Source organism: Agrobacterium sp. a22-2 (assembly GCF_012276985.1).
Lineage (GTDB): Bacteria > Pseudomonadota > Alphaproteobacteria > Rhizobiales > Rhizobiaceae > Allorhizobium.
Genome location: NZ_JAAXMM010000001.1, coordinates 568,707 through 584,675, shown reverse-complemented (window position 1 = coordinate 584,675; position 15,969 = coordinate 568,707). Strand labels below are relative to the sequence as shown.

18 protein-coding genes are annotated in these 15,969 nt (G+C 62.3%); 8 read left to right on the top strand and 10 right to left on the bottom strand.

Translation table 11 applies throughout. The annotated features are described in order from the left end of the window. Window positions 1-12: 12 nt before the first annotated feature. The 4 genes from HFC70_RS02870 to HFC70_RS02855 all read left to right on the top strand — a co-directional run bounded on the left by HFC70_RS02870 (window position 13) and on the right by HFC70_RS02855 (window position 3,193). Window positions 13-1,011 carry an iron ABC transporter permease gene (locus HFC70_RS02870; RefSeq protein WP_168471671.1) on the top strand — a complete coding sequence of 333 codons (999 nt, stop codon included), beginning with the start codon at window positions 13-15 and terminating at the stop codon, window positions 1,009-1,011. Further along, complete coding sequence (locus HFC70_RS02865) at window positions 1,008-1,808, top strand: ABC transporter ATP-binding protein (protein WP_168471670.1); 801 nt, start codon at window positions 1,008-1,010, stop codon at window positions 1,806-1,808. Before HFC70_RS02870 ends, HFC70_RS02865 begins: the two co-directional genes overlap by 4 nt. A 12-nt stretch (window positions 1,809-1,820) precedes the next feature. Continuing rightward, entirely contained in the window at window positions 1,821-2,606 is a 786-nt protein-coding gene (locus HFC70_RS02860) for a class I SAM-dependent methyltransferase (protein WP_168471669.1), read from the top strand. 140 nt (window positions 2,607-2,746) lie between these two features. Continuing rightward, the gene (locus HFC70_RS02855) at window positions 2,747-3,193 is read left to right on the top strand and encodes a pseudoazurin (RefSeq protein ID WP_168471668.1); all 447 of its coding nucleotides are present in this window, start codon (window positions 2,747-2,749) and stop codon (window positions 3,191-3,193) included. Between the two features lie 366 nt (window positions 3,194-3,559). Here the strand turns inward: HFC70_RS02855 and HFC70_RS02850 are convergent, their stop codons facing one another. Next, complete coding sequence (locus HFC70_RS02850) at window positions 3,560-3,925, bottom strand: helix-turn-helix domain-containing protein (protein WP_210259111.1); 366 nt, start codon at window positions 3,923-3,925, stop codon at window positions 3,560-3,562. Window positions 3,926-4,021: 96 nt separating this feature from the next. On the opposite strand from HFC70_RS02850, the gene HFC70_RS02845 reads away from it, so the two are divergent. Continuing rightward, complete coding sequence (locus HFC70_RS02845; protein WP_168471666.1) at window positions 4,022-4,864, top strand: enoyl-CoA hydratase/isomerase family protein; 843 nt, start codon at window positions 4,022-4,024, stop codon at window positions 4,862-4,864. A gap of 154 nt (window positions 4,865-5,018) precedes the next feature. Here HFC70_RS02845 and HFC70_RS02840 read toward each other — a convergent pair whose 3' ends face one another. The 7 genes from HFC70_RS02840 to HFC70_RS02810 form a co-directional block, all read right to left on the bottom strand. Next, window positions 5,019-5,303 carry a DUF1761 domain-containing protein gene (locus tag HFC70_RS02840; RefSeq protein WP_168471665.1) on the bottom strand — a complete coding sequence of 95 codons (285 nt, stop codon included), beginning with the start codon at window positions 5,301-5,303 and terminating at the stop codon, window positions 5,019-5,021. 134 nt (window positions 5,304-5,437) lie between these two features. Beyond that, window positions 5,438-6,163, bottom strand: a complete 726-nt coding sequence (locus HFC70_RS02835) for a ribonuclease activity regulator RraA (protein ID WP_168471664.1) — start codon at window positions 6,161-6,163, stop codon at window positions 5,438-5,440. 18 nt (window positions 6,164-6,181) lie between these two features. Next, a complete protein-coding gene (araD, locus tag HFC70_RS02830; protein ID WP_168471663.1) occupies window positions 6,182-7,918 on the bottom strand; it encodes an L-arabinonate dehydratase in 1,737 nt (578 codons plus the stop codon). 38 nt (window positions 7,919-7,956) lie between these two features. After that, window positions 7,957-8,859, bottom strand: a complete 903-nt coding sequence (locus HFC70_RS02825) for a dihydrodipicolinate synthase family protein (RefSeq protein ID WP_168471662.1) — start codon at window positions 8,857-8,859, stop codon at window positions 7,957-7,959. A 34-nt stretch (window positions 8,860-8,893) separates the two neighbouring features. Then, complete coding sequence (locus HFC70_RS02820) at window positions 8,894-10,393, bottom strand: tripartite tricarboxylate transporter permease (RefSeq protein ID WP_168471661.1); 1,500 nt, start codon at window positions 10,391-10,393, stop codon at window positions 8,894-8,896. A 27-nt stretch (window positions 10,394-10,420) separates the two neighbouring features. After that, on the bottom strand, window positions 10,421-10,894 hold the full coding sequence (locus HFC70_RS02815) for a tripartite tricarboxylate transporter TctB family protein (protein ID WP_168471660.1): 474 nt from the start codon (window positions 10,892-10,894) through the stop codon (window positions 10,421-10,423). A 65-nt stretch (window positions 10,895-10,959) separates the two neighbouring features. Continuing rightward, window positions 10,960-11,940: a tripartite tricarboxylate transporter substrate binding protein gene (locus HFC70_RS02810; RefSeq protein ID WP_168471659.1), complete on the bottom strand. Its 981-nt coding sequence runs from the start codon at window positions 11,938-11,940 to the stop codon at window positions 10,960-10,962. Window positions 11,941-12,176: 236 nt separating this feature from the next. Here HFC70_RS02810 and HFC70_RS02805 point away from each other — a divergent pair, with 236 nt between their 5' ends. Continuing rightward, window positions 12,177-13,199 carry a LacI family DNA-binding transcriptional regulator gene (locus tag HFC70_RS02805; RefSeq protein WP_168471658.1) on the top strand — a complete coding sequence of 341 codons (1,023 nt, stop codon included), beginning with the start codon at window positions 12,177-12,179 and terminating at the stop codon, window positions 13,197-13,199. A gap of 116 nt (window positions 13,200-13,315) precedes the next feature. On the opposite strand, the gene HFC70_RS02800 is transcribed toward HFC70_RS02805, so the two are convergent. Next, window positions 13,316-14,269: a LysR family transcriptional regulator gene (locus tag HFC70_RS02800; protein ID WP_210259110.1), complete on the bottom strand. Its 954-nt coding sequence runs from the start codon at window positions 14,267-14,269 to the stop codon at window positions 13,316-13,318. Window positions 14,270-14,317: 48 nt separating this feature from the next. Between HFC70_RS02800 and HFC70_RS02795 the strand changes: the two genes are divergently transcribed. Both HFC70_RS02795 and HFC70_RS02790 read left to right on the top strand, forming a co-directional pair. Continuing rightward, window positions 14,318-14,641, top strand: a complete 324-nt coding sequence (locus HFC70_RS02795; protein ID WP_168471656.1) for a nuclear transport factor 2 family protein — start codon at window positions 14,318-14,320, stop codon at window positions 14,639-14,641. Next, window positions 14,638-15,417, top strand: a complete 780-nt coding sequence (locus HFC70_RS02790; protein WP_168471655.1) for an SDR family oxidoreductase — start codon at window positions 14,638-14,640, stop codon at window positions 15,415-15,417. Before HFC70_RS02795 ends, HFC70_RS02790 begins: the two co-directional genes overlap by 4 nt. A 16-nt stretch (window positions 15,418-15,433) precedes the next feature. Here the strand turns inward: HFC70_RS02790 and HFC70_RS02785 are convergent, their stop codons facing one another. Further along, window positions 15,434-15,901, bottom strand: a complete 468-nt coding sequence (locus tag HFC70_RS02785; protein ID WP_168471654.1) for a MarR family winged helix-turn-helix transcriptional regulator — start codon at window positions 15,899-15,901, stop codon at window positions 15,434-15,436. Window positions 15,902-15,969 lie beyond the last annotated feature (68 nt).

The following is a 15,969-nucleotide window of genomic DNA, read 5'->3' as shown; positions in this document are numbered from 1 at the left end:
ACGGTCAATCGCATGGGCGCCGGTATCGCGGCGCTCCTGGTGCTGTTGGTGGCGCTCGGCCTGGGTGCCGCCATCGGCGAGACCGCCATTCCGTTCGGCACAGTCCTGAAAACCGTGGCCAATCGCCTCTGGTCGGCCGGCTATCCGCTGGATGCGATCGATGAGGGCGTCGTCTGGAACTATCGCCTCAGCCGCGCCGTGGTGGCGGCCTGCTGCGGGGCTGGCCTGTCGCTGTGCGGCGTCGTGCTGCAATCGCTGCTGCGCAATGCGCTGGCTGATCCCTATATCCTCGGCATTTCGGCCGGCGCCTCCAGCGGCGCCGTCAGCGTCGCCATTCTGGGTCTGGGCGCTGGTGCCCTGTCGCTGTCCGTCGGCGCCTTTCTCGGTGCGCTCATTGCCTTCGGCCTGGTGTCCCTTTTGGCGCTGAAAGCCGGCCGTGGCACGGGCGCCATCATCCTGGCCGGCATTGCCGGGTCGCAACTGTTCAACGCGCTGACCTCCTTCATCGTCACCAAATCGGCGAGCGCTGAGCAGGCCCGCGGCATCATGTTCTGGCTCCTCGGCAACTTGTCCGGCGTGCGCTGGCCGGATGCCATCCTGGCGGTGCCGGTGACGCTGGTCGGTCTCCTGATCTGCCTCTGGCATTCCCGGGCGCTCGATGCCTTCACCTTCGGTGCCGATTCCGCCGCCTCGCTCGGCATCCCCGTGCGCCGGGTCTACGGCGTGCTGATTGTCGTGGCCGCCCTGATCACCGCAGTCATGGTGTCGATCGTCGGTTCCATCGGCTTCGTCGGCCTGGTCATTCCCCATGCGGCGCGCTATTTCGCCGGTGTGCGCCATGGCGCGCTGCTGCCGGCAGCGGCCTTCATCGGCGCTGTTTTCATGATCGTCGCCGACATTCTCTCGCGCATCATCATTCCCGGTCAGGTCCTGCCGATCGGCGTGATCACCGCTCTGGTCGGAGCACCGGCCTTTGCCATCATCCTGGCCCGGGGGAGGGCAGCTTCATGATACTCTCGGCGCGCAATCTCGTCTGGTCGGCCGGCGGCCGGCGCATCGTCGACGATATCTCGTTCGACATCCGCCCCGGCGAGTTCCTCGGCATCATCGGTCCCAATGGTTCCGGCAAGACCAGCCTGATGTCGCTGCTGGCCGGCCTTCGGCCTCCGCAGTCGGGCACGGTCATGCTTGGCGAGCGCCCCCTGCCGGCGCTGTCACGCCGCGATATCGCAAGGCAGGTCGCGTTTGTCGAACAGCAGGCGGAAACCACTGAGCGCATCACCGCCCGGCAGGCGGTCGAACTCGGTCGCACGCCGCATCTGAGCGCCCTGTCGCCCTGGTCAAGGCGTGACGAGGAGATCGTGGCAGCCGCACTCGATGAGGTCGACATGTCCGGCTTTGCCGCCCGCCACTGGCACACCCTGTCGGGCGGTGAGCGCCAGCGGCTGCATATCGCCCGGGCGCTCGCCCAGGAGCCACAGATCCTGCTGTTGGACGAGCCGACCAACCATCTCGACATCCACCACCAGATCGGCCTTCTCGACCTGGTGCGCTCCCAGCCCCTGACGGTGGTCGCCGCCCTGCACGACCTCAATCATGCGGCGATGTTCTGCGATCGTCTTGCCGTGTTGCAGGCCGGCCGCCTGGTCGGCCTTGGAACGCCGCGCGACATGCTGACGCCGGATCGCATCCGCACCGTGTTCGGCGTCACGGCCAGTGTCGAGCTGGAGGCGGACGGCCTCTGCCATATCCGATACCAGCGGCCGGGTGAGGCATCTCCGATCGCCTCCCTGCGCGCCAGGGCCTGAAGGTTTGATACGATGAACGACACCTCTCTCTCCCGCCCCAATTTCCACCTGAAGGAGGAGATCCGCGATTATTGGTCGAAGCGGTCCGAGACCTTCGACCTTGCCTTCGGCCATCGCATTCCGCCCGGGCCGGAATTCGCTGCCTGGCAGCGACCGATTCGCGAGCAGTTGGGAACGGCACCTCTAAAGGTCTTGGAGCTTGCCTGCGGCACCGGCGAGGTGACGCGGCTGATCCACGATCTCGGCCATGACGTGACGGCGCTCGACTTCTCAGAGGCCATGCTGGCGGTCGCCCGCACCAAGCATGCCGGCAAGGATCGCCTGCGGTTCGTCCTGGCGGATGCCGAGGACACGCGGGAGCCGGCTGGCGTCTACGATGCCATCGTTTGCCGCCATCTCGTCTGGACGCTGACGGCGCCGGAGGAGGCCTTCCGGGAATGGCACCGGCTGCTGAAGCCCGGCGGCAAGCTGCTGGTTTTCGACGGCGATTGGGCAAAGCCCACCCGCCTTGGCCGTCTGGCATCTTTCCTGATCCGCCAACTCGACCGGATCATCGGTCCCGACAATCACTATGACGGCGCGCTCAGCGACCGGCATGCGGGCATCATGCGGGAACTGCCGTTTGGGCATGGGCTGACGAGCGACCGGCTGGAGCCTATGCTGAAGCAGGCCGGCTTCGGCCATACGGTTCGGCTTTCCCACGCACCGATTGCTGCCGCACAACGCCGGACGGCCAATCTGCGCAACCGGCTGCGGACATTGGTCTACCGCCGCTTCATTCTCTGCGCGGCGCGATGAGCCATGATGTCCCTGCGACAATCAGGCCATATTTGATCTTTGTTATTTGAGCTATGACAAAGAGCGAGGGCCGGAGGCGAACTATTACATTTGCCAACGGAGCCGATCCCGGCGCCCCTAAGCCCCAAGGAGTAAACGCGATGCGCAATGGTTTCAAACGTCTGGCGACGATGACAGCAATGCTGGCAGCCTTCACGGCGCCGGTTCTGGCCGCCGATTTCGAGGTACACATGCTGAACAAGGGTGCCGACGGCGGCGCCATGGTCTTCGAGCCGGCCGGCCTGAAGATTGCCGCTGGGGACAGCGTGACCTTCATTCCCACCGACAAGGGCCATAATGCCGAGGCGATCAAGGGCATGATTCCGGATGGCGCGGCCGAGTTCAAGGGCAAGATGAACGAGACCATCAAGGTCACCTTCGATGTCCCCGGTGCCTACGGCGTCAAATGCGCACCCCATGTCGGCATGGGCATGGTGGCCGCCATCGTGGTTGGCGATCCCGCCGCCAATCTCGAAGCCTTCAAGGCGGCCAAGCTGCCCAAGAAGGCCCGCGAACGCATGGATGCCGCGCTCGCCGCCGCCCAATAATCCCACGGCAAGATTTGATCTCAACAGGCTCGGAACCGACCGGTTTCGGGCCTGATACCATTGATGGGCAGGAGCGGGAATGGCGGCAGCCACCAATGGTCGCAGACGTCCATTTATGCCTCCGATCAATGGTGTGAATCCTTCCGGAGCACGGTATGTCCATCCTTGTGCGATAAGATCCTCTTATGTCGCACAAGCTGCACGGAATCAGCGGCTTAACGAAAACAACAGCGGCAACGGTCGTTCGAATCCCGTCAAGGCGAACGTGATTGTGCAGGATTCAGACGTCCGCAAGCGCCGCGCTTAACAACACGGTCACGCCGAGAACGTTGGAGGCATCAGATCTGCAGGTCAATGATTGATCCTTCAGTCTGCCTTATAGCGTTCGCGAGCCTGCATCACTTCGGCCCGATGCTGTACGGTCCAAGTGTGGAGCGCCCGAAGTGGTGCCTCCAAGGTGCGACCCAATGTCGAAATCTCATAAGCAACGGCGATCGGCGATAGGCTGATAATGCGCCGGTCGATAATTCCATTGGCCTCCATGCGCCTGAGACACTGTGTCAGTGCCTTCTGCGTGACGCCATCCAGCCGCCGTTTCAATTCATTAAAACGCAAGGGGCCGTCGCACAGCGCACCCAACACCAGGATCGACCATTTGCTGGCGATCTCATCGAGCAACAGCCGGTCCTCGACGAGGTTTTCATTCGCAGATTCGAGGGACAAGCTTTGCATGGGATACTCCAGGCTACCAGGTAGCATCAAGGTGCGTAATTGACTGCTAGTATACAGACTATACTTAAGGGCGCCTGACATGAAAAGGAGTTTTAAATGTCTGCCCAAAAATATGAGACCATCGCCGTCCACCGCGAAGGCGCTGCCGCCTGGGTGACGATCAACAATCCCCCTCTCAACATCCTTGATGCGCGCCTGATGACGGAGATCAACGATTTCGCCGGGCATGCTGCCAAGGACGACACGCTGACGGTAATTGTCTTCCAGAGCGCGGACCCGGACTTCTTCATTATCCATGGCGACATGAATTTCGTGAAACAGCCCGAAGCGCTGATGTCGCTTCAGCTCGGTGATCCAGGTACCGAGGGGCTGAACCCGATGATGCGGCTGCACGAGAGGCTTCGCGCTCTACCCCAGATTACGATCGGCAAGCTCGCCGGCTACGCACGGGGTGGCGGTGCGGAGTTCCTGTCGGCGCTTGATATGCGCTTTGCTGCCAGAGGGATTGGTGGCATCGCCCAGATGGAAGCCCTGATCGGAATTATTCCTGGTTCAGGTGGAACAGCCTATCTTCCCCAGCTTGTTGGGCGGGCCCGCAGCCTGGAAATTACCGTGGGTGCTGAACTCCTCGATGCCGACCTGGCTGAGCGTTATGGCTGGATAAACCGGGCACTTGCTCCGGAAGAACTCGATGCGTTTGTCGACGGTCTGGCCAAGGCAATCGCGTCACGGGCGCCGGGGGTCGTACGTGCTGCCAAGCAAGCGATCGATGCAAGTTCCAAAGACTTGACGCAAGCACTGCAGGTCAACAATGAACTGCTTGGCCAGACTTTTTCCGCGCCGATCGCGACGACACTCACTCTCGCCGCCCTGGAGGCAGGAGCGCAAACCCGTGAGGGCGAGAAGAAGCTGGAGGAAACGCTGTCTTCGTTGATCTGAACAGCCGCTGGCGGCATGACCGCCAGCGTGCTTCCACTCTCACCATTAAGGAGGACTATTGAGGTAGGGGCGAGGCGATATTCTAAAACCACGCCTGCAGGAGTTCCGGCGCCTTGAAATTCCCACATCATCTGAGCTCGTGCACAGAATGGGCCTACTGCAGCAGGAACAGCACGGCGCTCGTTACCAACATGCTGACCAGGAAATAGGGCGCGCTCACCATCGTGTAGTAGAACGGCCTGGGGAAATTGGGATTGATCGCGATGGTCATACACATCGCCAGGAGATAACCGACGCCGATCACCAGCCCGAACGACAGGACATCGGCAAGGGAGACAACGCCGGTCATGCGCATGATCGCGGCCGTCGTGACGATCATGACGATATTGCACACGAAGGGGCCAAGGATGGTCAGCATGTCCGGCTTGGCAGCCGGCATGGTCTCAGTTCTGTCATAGGCTGGAAGGGGCCGTTTGGGAGCTGACCTCGGCCTCGTCACGGCGAATATAGACCTATTTAAGTGACGGCAGACAGGTCCGTTGCCGTTGATGCTCAATGCCGCATGCGGATGACCTATCGCCCCGTCTTCTCGCGCCATTTCGCGTAGTCGGCCTGCGCCTTGTCCGATGTCGGTGGATAGAGGCCGATCACGGCGGCGCCGTCCAGCACCTGTTCCAGCACGAAATCCTCGAAGCTTTCCATGCCTGTGCATTCCTCTGCGATCTCGTCGGCGAGATGGGCGGGGATCACCATCACGCCGTCGCCGTCGCCCAGCATCACATCACCGGGAAAGACCGGCGCGTCGCCGCAAGAGATCGGCACGTTGATGTCCAGCGCCTCGTGCAGGGTGAGATTGGTCGGCGCCGACGGCCGCTGGTGATAGGCCGGCATGTCGAGCCGGCCGATACCTTCCGCATCGCGAAAGCCGCCATCGGAAACGACGCCGGCGCAGCCGCGCACGGCAAGCCGGGTGACGAGGATCGAACCGGCCGATGCTGCCCGCGGGTCCTTGCGGCTATCCATGACCAGGACATGGCCGGCCGGGCAGGTCTCCACCGCCACCCGTTGCGGATGGTCGGGATTGCGGAACACGGTGATGGCGTTGCGGTCCTCGCGTGCAGGGATGTAGCGTAGCGTGAAGGCCTGGCCCACCATGTTGACGCCCTTCCAGGCGACGGGATGAACATTCTGGATGAACTGGTTGCGCAGGCCGCGCTTGTAGAGAGCCGTCGCCACCGAGGCGGTGGAGACCTTCATGAGCTTGGCGCGGGTGGTTTCGGACAATACGTAATCGGACATCGAATGCTCCCGGTCTGGTCAGTTGATTGCCGGCTCATCGACCTTCGGGCCGAAATCCGTCTTGAGGAAGTCGAAGTCGCAGCCCTTGTCGGCCTGCTCGATATGCTTGGAGAACATCAGGCCGTAGCCGCGACCATAGCGCGGCGGCGTCGGCGTCCAGGCGGCGCGGCGGACTTCGAGCTCGTCGTCAGCCACCAGCATGTTGAGGCTGCGGGCGGGAATGTCCATCTCGACGATGTCGCCGGTCCTGAGCAGGGCGAGCGGGCCGCCGACATAGGCCTCGGGGGCCGCATGCAGCACGCAGGCGCCAAAGGATGTGCCCGACATGCGGGCATCGGAAATGCGCATCATGTCACGCAGGCCGAGCTTCAAGAGTGCCTTCGGCATGGGGATCATGCCCCATTCCGGCATGCCCGGCCCGCCCTGCGGCCCGGCATTGCGCAGCACCAGCACCGTGTCCGGCGTCAGCGGATAGTCGGGATCATCGATGATCTTCTTGAGCTCGGCATAGCTGTCGGCCACCAGCGCCGGCCCCTTGTGCCGATGGAATTTCGGATCGCAGGCGGCCGGCTTGATGACGGCGCCGTCGGGGCAAAGATTGCCCTTCAGCACGGCGAGCGAACCCTCGTGATAGACCGGGTTGGAGAGCGGGCGGATCACGTCCTCGTTCCAGATCTTCACGTCTTCCAGCCCCTCGGTCAGCGGCTTGCCGGCAACGGTAATCGCCGAGCTGTCGAGCTTGTCGCCGAGCTGCTTCATCAGCGCCCTGAGCCCGCCGGCATAGTAGAAATCCTCCATCAGGTAATTGCTGCCCGATGGCCTGATATTGGCGATGACCGGGGTGGTGCGGCCGATGCGGTCGAGATCATCGAGTTCGAGCGGAATGCCGGCACGGCGCGCCATGGCGATCACATGGATGATGGCATTGGTGGAACAGCCGGTCGCCATGGCCACGGTCACGGCATTCTCGACAGCCGCCGGTGTGACGATCCGGTCGGGCGTCAGGTCTTCCCAGATCATCTCGACAACCCGGCGGCCGCATTGCGTCGACATGCGCTGGTGGCCGGCATCCGCGGCTGGGATGGACGAGGCACCGGGCAGCGAAAGGCCCATCGCCTCTGCGATCGCCGTCATGGTCGAGGCGGTGCCCATGGTCATGCAATGGCCGTAGGAGCGGGCAATGCCGCCCTCGATACCCTGCCATTCCTCCTTCGAGATCGTGCCGGCGCGGCGCTCGTCCCAGTATTTGAAGCCGTCGGTGCCCGAACCCAGATACTTGCCGGCATAATTGCCGCGCAGCATCGGCCCGGCCGGCAGAAAGACGAAGGGCAGGCCCATGCTGAGTGCGCCCATGATCAGCGCCGGCGTGGTCTTGTCGCAGCCACCCATCAGCACCGCACCATCCACCGGATGCGAGCGCAGGAGTTCTTCCGCCTCCATGGCCAGCATGTTGCGATAGAGCATGGTGGTTGGCTTGACGAAATTCTCCGACAGCGACAGTGCCGGGAGTTCCATAGGAAAACCGCCGGCCTGCAGCACGCCACGTTTTACCCATTCCACCCGGTCCTTGAAATGCATGTGGCAGGGCTGGGCATCCGACCAGGTGTTGAGGATCGCGACGATCGGCCGTCCCTCCCAGTCAGCCGGATCGTAGCCCATCTGCATGGTCCTCGACCGATGGCCGAAGGAGCGCTGGTCGTCCGGCACCATCCAACGGGCCGATCGCAGTTGTTCGTAGGTTTTCCTTGAAGTCATGGACGTCTCCGGCCGGTCTGCGACCGCATTGGCTTCGCTTAGAAGCGGATTTCGTTGGATGCGATGAAGGTCTGCAGGGCTGCCTGCTGGGATGCATTGAGCGGCCAGGCGGAAGGCGGGCGGGTGGCGCCGCAGTCGTGGCCGATCACCGCAAGCGCTGCCTTGACGCCGGTGACATTGGTGCCGTTCAGCTCCTCGGCGCGGATCTCCTCGAAGGCCTTCATGCCGGCGATCAGGCGGTTGGCCTCGCGGTAGTCGCCCGCTTCCAGCGCCGCATGGATGGCGACCGAGCGTTCGGGCCAGACATTGATGAGGCCTGACGTGAAGCCGCGGGCGCCCACCGCATAGAAGGCCGGCGCCCAGACTTCTGCCAGTCCGCCGACCCAGATGATGCCGGGGTCGGTGGCGGCGATCGCCTCGGCCAGTTTCAGCGGATTGGGTGTCGCCCACTTGACGCCGATGACGGCAGGAAGGGCGCAGAGCTCCCTGATCGCCTTGATGCCGATCGCATCGTTGCGCAGGTAGAGCACGACGGGCAGACCGTCGGCCGCGTCGGCGACGGCCTTCACGTAGTCGACCAGGCCACGCGGTGCCGAAAACGGGTCCGGCGGCTGGTGGATCATCAGGGCTGCAGCGCCGGCCGCCCTTGAGGTCTTCGCCAGCCGGCAGGCATCGCGAAAACCCCGGCCGACACCTGCAATCAGCGGCGCGCGTCCGCCGACATGGTCCGCCGAGGCGCGGACCATGTCCTCGGCCTCGTCGACGGTGAGCGCATAGAATTCGCCGGTATTGCCGTTGGCGACGAGGATGTGCACCCCGGCAGCGATCGCCTTGTCGATGATCGGCTTCTGTCGGCGGGGATCGATCTCGCCATCGCCGTCATAGGGTGTCACGAGAATGCCCGATATGCCTGTGAGGGCCGTTTGCAGATCGGTTGTCATCGGCTTGTCGCTCCTTTTGTCATGGGGGTCCGGGTCATTCGGTGAAGGCTTCGTCGCGCTTGCGGCTGATCGAGGGCGCGAGCACGAGAGCAAGCACGACCACGGCCACCAGCAGCAATGAGAGGCTGAGCGGACTGCGGACGAAAATGGTCGGATCGCCTTGGCTGATCAGCATGGCGCGGCGCAGGTTCTCCTCCAGCATCGGTCCGAGGATGAAGCCGAGCAGCAGCGGTGCCGGTTCGAAGCGGAGCTTGAAGAGCGCAAAGCCGATGACGCTGAAGCCGGCCATGATGAACACGTCGAAGACGCTGTTGTTGATGCTGTAGGCGCCGATGCAGCAGAAGCCGATGATCGCCGGGAACAGCAGGTGATAGGGTATGGTGAGCATGCGCACCCACAGACCGATCAGCGGCAGGTTGAGGATCACCAGCATCAGGTTGCCCGTCCACATCGAGACGATCATGCCCCAGAACAGTTCCGGTTCCTCGGAAATCACGTTGGGGCCGGGCGTGATGCCCTGGATGATCATTGCGCCGACCATCAGTGCCATGACCGGATTGCCGGGAATGCCGAGCGTCAGCATCGGAATGAACGAGGTCTGCGCGCCGGCATTGTTGGCCGATTCCGGTGCCGCAACACCCTCGATCGCGCCCTTGCCGAATTCCGCACTATTGGGTGACACGCGCTTTTCCAGCGCATAGGCGGCGAAGGAGGACAGCATGGCGCCACCGCCCGGCAGCACGCCGAGCAGCGAGCCGAGCGCGGTGCCGCGCAGTACCGGGCCTCGGATACGCCGAAAATCCTCCCGGTTCAGCATCAGGCCGGTGACCTTGCTGACCCCGACCGAACGCTCATGCTCGTTCTCGAGATTGCGCAGGATCTCGCAGATGCCGAATATGCCCATGCTGACGGCGACGAAGTTGAGGCCGTCATAGAGCTGCGGAATGCCGAAGATGTAGCGCGGCGCGCCGCTTTCGACATCGGTGCCGACGGAGCCCAGGAGCAGGCCGAAGACGATCATGGCGAAGGCTTTCAGCAGCGAACCGCTGGCGAGCGCCACGGAGGCGACAAGGCCCAGCACCATCAGCGAGAAGTATTCGGCAGGTCCGAATTTCAAAGCCACGGCGGCGAGAGGCGGAGCGGCGACGGCCAGAAGCACGGTCGCGACGCTGCCTGCGAAGAAGGAGCCGAGGGCGGCTGTTGCCAGTGCCGCCCCGGCGCGCCCGCGACGGGCCATCTGGTAGCCATCGATCGCGGTGACGACGGACGAGCTTTCGCCCGGCAGGTTGATCAGAATCGCCGTGGTCGAGCCGCCATATTGGGCGCCGTAGAAGATGCCGGCCAGCATGATCAGCGCCGATTCCGGCTGCAGGCCGAAGGTGATCGGCAACAGCATGGCGATCGTCGCGGTCGGCCCGAGCCCCGGCAGTACGCCGATGGCGGTGCCGAGAAGGCAGCCGATGAAGCCATAGGCCAGATTCACCGGCTGGAAGGCGGTCGTGGCGCCGAGCCACAGGTCGGAAAAGATGTCCATTGCGAAACTCCCTGCAGGCGGTGTCGATCAGGTGCCGAGGAACGGGATCCATGGCCCGAAGGCGCTGACGGGAAGCGACAGAAGCCGCGTGAACAGCACGACCGAACAGATCGCCATGAAGAGTGCGAGCAGGATCGACTGGCGCCAGCCGGCATATTTGCTGGCATAGCTGACAGCGACGATCATGAGGAACATGGTCGGCGCGAGGCCGAGGCGCGAGAGCGCCAGCCCGAAGAAGCCAGGTGCCACGATCACCAGCGCAAAGGCCTTCCAGTTCATGGCCTCCACGTCTTCATCCTCGGCCTCGATGACGAGCGACTGTAGGACGATCAGTGCGCCGAGGCCGATCAGCAGCAGGCTCAGCATCACGGGGAAATAGCCGGGTCCCATCTGGAACGAGTTTCCGACATCGAGTTCCCGGCCGAACCAGATGAACAGTAGGCTGACGACGATCATCGTCACGCCGCCGAAGAAGTCGCGGCCGTTCTTGATCTTCAACATGGCTTCAGTATCCACAGGGGTCAGGAGGTTCCGGCCGGCGCGCCGCGCGCCGGCCGGTGGGGATGTCATTGCAGCGGGACGTTCGCCGCCTTGATGACTTCGGCCCATTTGTCCGTTTCGCCCTTGATGAAGGTGGCGAATTCCGCTGACGTATTGCCGACCGGTGTTGCGCCCATGCCCTTGATCTTCTCGGCCATTGCAGGCTCGTGAAGGATGGCCTGGACTTCCTTGCTGAGCTTCTCGACGATTTCTGGCGGGGTGCCGGGTGGTGCGAAGATGCCGTGCCAGGAGGTCGCCTCGAAACCGGGGATGACGCTGTCCATGGTCGGCACGTCGGGCAGCAGCGCTGCCTTGTCGAGGCTGGTAACCGCCAGCGCGCGCAGCTTGCCGGCCTTGACCTGCTGGGCGGCGGTCGGAATGTTGTCGAACATGAAGTCGATATGGCCGGCCACCACGTCCATGATCGCCTGGCTGCTGCCCTTGTAGGGCACATGGGTGATCTTGACCCCGGCCTTGGTGGCCAGAAGTTCGCCGGCGAGATGGATCGATGTTCCGACGCCAGAGGAAGCATAGGTGTGCTTGCCCGGTTCCTTCTTGAGTAGTTCGATGAGCTCCTCAACCGAATTGACCGGCAGCTTTTCCGGATTGACCACCAGAACATTGGGCATCCGAGCGATCAGCGACAACGGTGCAAAGCCTTTTTCCTTGTCGTACGGAAGGGACTTGAACAGGGTCTGGTTGATGGCGTTCGAACTGACCGTGCCCATGCCGATCGTGTATCCGTCCGGCGCGGCGCGTGCGAGTTCGCCCAGGCCGACATTGCCGCCAGCACCCGGCTTGTTCTCGACGATGAAACGCTGTCCCAGCCGCTGGTCCAACTGTTCGGCCACCAGGCGGCCGAAGGCATCGGTATTGCCACCGGCGGCAAAGGGAACGATGACCGTTACCGTCTTCGAGGGATAGTCCTGGGCGTGACCCGCAGTCGTTGTCACTGCACAGATCGATGCGGCCACCGCCGCCATTGTCATGAAACGCTTCAAAGACATGAATTCCTCCTCCCGTTTGGACGCTCGTGCGTCCTCTTGAAACCCGTTTCCCGGCTCCTCAACCGAAAAATGAAAGCGCTTCCATTTTATCAGCAAAATTTCGTCTCGCAAGACTTGGTATGGTTTCAATAAATCAATTAATTTCAGTATTTTGAACTGATATCAGAATCTTTTTTTATCGAAGGGCTTGCTAAAGGACAAAATGAAAGCGTAAATCATTTTGAACGGAGATGGCCATGACAAGACAGGACAGGAACAGCCGGTCGGAGCAATCCAGCCCGGTGACGCTGGCGGACATCGCCAAGCTGGCCGGCGTTTCGCCTGTCACCGTCTCGCGTGCCATCAACACGCCGAGCTTGGTGAAGCCGAAGACACTGGAGGCAATCGAGCGTGTCATCGCGCGCACCGGCTATGTGCCGAACCTGCTGGCTGGCGGGCTCGCATCGCGCCGCACCCGGCTGATTGCCGCCATCGTTCCCTCGGTGTCGAGCACCATCTTCGCCGAGGCGATCGAGGGGCTTAATGCGGAACTCGTCTCGGAAGGCTATCAGCTTTTGCTGGGCTTGTCGGGCTATGATCACCAGCGGGAGCTGGAACTGACCCGCGCCATTCTCGCGCGGCGGCCTGACGGCATCGTCCTGACGGGCATCACCCATCTGAAGGAAACGCGGGCGATGCTGACGGGCGCCGGCCTGCCGATCGTCGAGATCTGGGATTCCACGCCGTCGCCGCTCGATACCGCGGTGGGCTTCTCGCACTACGACGTCGGCGCACTTGTGGCGGAATACCTGATGGCCAGGGGCTATGACCGCTATGCCCAGATCGGCGCCAACGACCCGCGCGCGGTCCAGCGCCGTGACGGCTTCATCAACCGGCTGGCGGGCGTCGCCCCGGTGGAACTACCCGATATCGAAATGAGCTCTCCATCGACCTTCAGCGACGGACGGCAGGCGCTGGCGCAGCTGCTCGACCGCGGCGGCGGTTCGCTGGCGGTGTTCGGCAGTTCCGATGTCGTGGCTCATGGCGCGCTGACGGAGGCGATCGCCAGGGGATGCCGGATACCGGAGGATGTTGCGATCGTCGGTTTCGGCGATTTCGACTTCGCCCCGCATACCTTTCCTTCCCTGACGACGGTGCGCATCGACCGGCGCATGATCGGGACACAGGCGGCGCGATCGATCCTCCGGAAGCTATCCGGCGAGACGGTGGAACCGATGATTAGGATTGGGTTCGAGATTATCGAGAGACGCTCGGCATGAGATGGGCGAAAGCTGTAAGGCTTATTCTTCCATGGATAATGACCAGAAAGGTGTAAGTCGCCAGTTCGTATCCTTTCAAGGCGCCGGTTGGTTTTAACGGGCGCTTCGTGAGCGGTTTACCCGGCTGCCGGTCGCGAGAGTTCACGAGCTAGTTCCAGGAACGCTCTGACTCCGGCCGAGAGGTTTCGGCGTCCGGGGTAATACAGGCAAAGCCCCGGATACGGGGGCGTCCAATCTTCCAGAATACGGATGACGCGCTCCGCCTCGATATCCGGAAGGACATCTTGCTCAAAGAGGTAGCCCACACCGGCACCTTCAAGCACCGCAGTCCTCGTCAGGCTGGCTTCATCGAGCGCAATCGGTCCCCGCACATCAATGAGCACCTGCTCGCCGTCCTTCTCAAAACGCCATCTAAACAAGGAGCCGTCCGGCAACCGAACACGGATGCATCTGTGATTGAGAAGATCAGGAGGAACCATGGGCTTGCCATGCTGCTCGAAATACTCAGGAGAACCAACCACGGCGTGTCGTTGGGGTCGGCCGAGCGAAACGGCGATCATGTCGCTGGGAACGAGGCCTGCAACCCTGACGCCCAGATCGAAACCGTCCTTGACGATATCGACCATTTTTCCTTCGGTGACGATATCGATATTCATGTCGGGATAGCGGCGCAAAAACTCAAGCACGAGCGGTGAGATGATGGCGCGCGCCGCGAACGGCGCGGCGTTAATCCTTATCGTTCCGGAAGGCGTCTCGCGTTGCGAGCGCACCAGATCCAGAGCGGCATGGAGATCCTGCAGCGATGGCGCGACCTGCTGCATGAAGAGCCTGCCGGCATCCGTCAGCGACACGCTGCGCGTGGTGCGGTTGAACAATCGCACGCCGAGCCCCGCCTCAAGCCTGCCTATCGTGTGGCTCAGCGCGGTCGTCGACATGCCGAGATCAATGGCCGCTGCGCGGAATGTCCCGCGCCGGGCGATCGCAATGACGGATTCGAGTTCCTTTAGGCTGGCTTGTTCCATTGTCCCGATCTGTTCAATACGGCATGCCGGTTTATCCCACTTATTCATGCAATGGTCGAGCGCTAACTATCGGGTCAGATCATGAGGAGAAACAGGATGGATATGCCCGATATTGTGAACATGTACTTTGACGCAGACAGCCGCGGCGACGCGGATACGCTGTTGAACACCTTTGCGATGGAAGCCGTCGTCGAAGACGAGCGAGCTCGCCATCGGGGCGCCGTCGCAATCCGCGAATGGTGGGTGGCAGCGAAGGAGGCGACTCACTACGTTGCCGAACCTGTGGAATCCAGCGTGGAAGGCGACAAAGCGCTCGTCCGAGCCAGGGTGAGCGGCCAGTTTCCCGGCAGCCCGTTGGTGCTCACTCACGCCTTCACCATCAAGGACGACAAGATTGTCAGACTGGAGATCCTGAAATGACCGACTTTCTCAATCTGAGAGGCAAACGGGCCCTCATCACGGCTGGAACCAAGGGGGCGGGCGCTGCGACCGTCAGCCTGTTTCGAGAGCTCGGCGTAGAGGTGCTGACAACCGCTCGGGCCCGTCCGGAAAGCCTGTCGGAAGAGCTGTTCGTCGAGGCGGATCTGACCACCGAAGAGGGATGTGCAATCGTCGCAGAGGCCACGCGGCGGCGCCTTGGCGGCGTCGACGTCATCGTCCATATGCTGGGTGGCTCTTCAGCGGCCGGCGGTGGATTTTCTGCACTGTCGGAAGACGACTGGCATAAGGAGCTGTCGCTCAACCTCTTTCCAGCCGTTCGCCTGGATCGGCAACTGGTTCCGGACATGGTCGCCAGAGGAGCCGGCGTGGTGGTGCATGTCACATCCATCCAGAGAGTCCTGCCGCTTCCAGAATCGACGACGGCCTATGCTGCGGCCAAGGCAGCGCTTTCCACTTACAGCAAGGCGATGTCGAAGGAAGTTTCGCCCAAAGGTGTTCGTGTCGTTCGGGTGTCGCCGGGCTGGATCGAAACGGAAGCTTCGGTCCACCTTGCAGAGCGCTTGGCGAAGCAGGCCGGAACAGACCTTGAGGGCGGCAAAAAGATCATCATGGACGGGCTGGGCGGCATTCCGCTGGGGCGTCCGGCAAAGCCGGAAGAGGTCGCAAACCTGATTGCCTTCCTCGCCTCCGATCGGGCTGCTTCGATCACCGGTACAGAATACACGATTGATGGAGGGACAGTCCCCACGGCCTGAGCGCAGCACCTCCAGATCAGGCTGGCACGTCCCAGCCGCCGATCTGGGAATAGATCGCGTTACGCAGATAACGCACGTCGCGGTTCAGAGCGGCCAAGTCCTGCGGTGTCTGGGTCGAGGCAGCAAGCAAGGTGTCGCTGAGACAGCCTGCCTTGTGCTGCAATGCCCGGCCTTCGTCGGTCAATGCAATCAACACCTGGCGCTCGTTGCTCAGGTTTCTGGTCCTACGCAGCAGGCCGGATACCTCGAGGCGCTTTAGAAGCGGCGTCAGCGTGCTGGATTCCAGGGCAAGGGCGTTGGCAATGGCACCGACCGTTTGCCCGTCCTCGCCCCACAACACATTGAGTACGAGGTACTGCGGGTACGTCAGGCCCAATTCGTCAAGAAGAGGCTTGTAGGCACGCTGGATGGCAATGCCCGCTGTGTAAATTGCGTAGCACAATTGGTCGTGCAGAGGGGGCGGGTCGTTATGGTGTTCGGTCATTGTGAGCTCCTGTAGACCTCCATATAGCCCATGCAATACCAAAATTAAATATCGCGATAAGAATTATC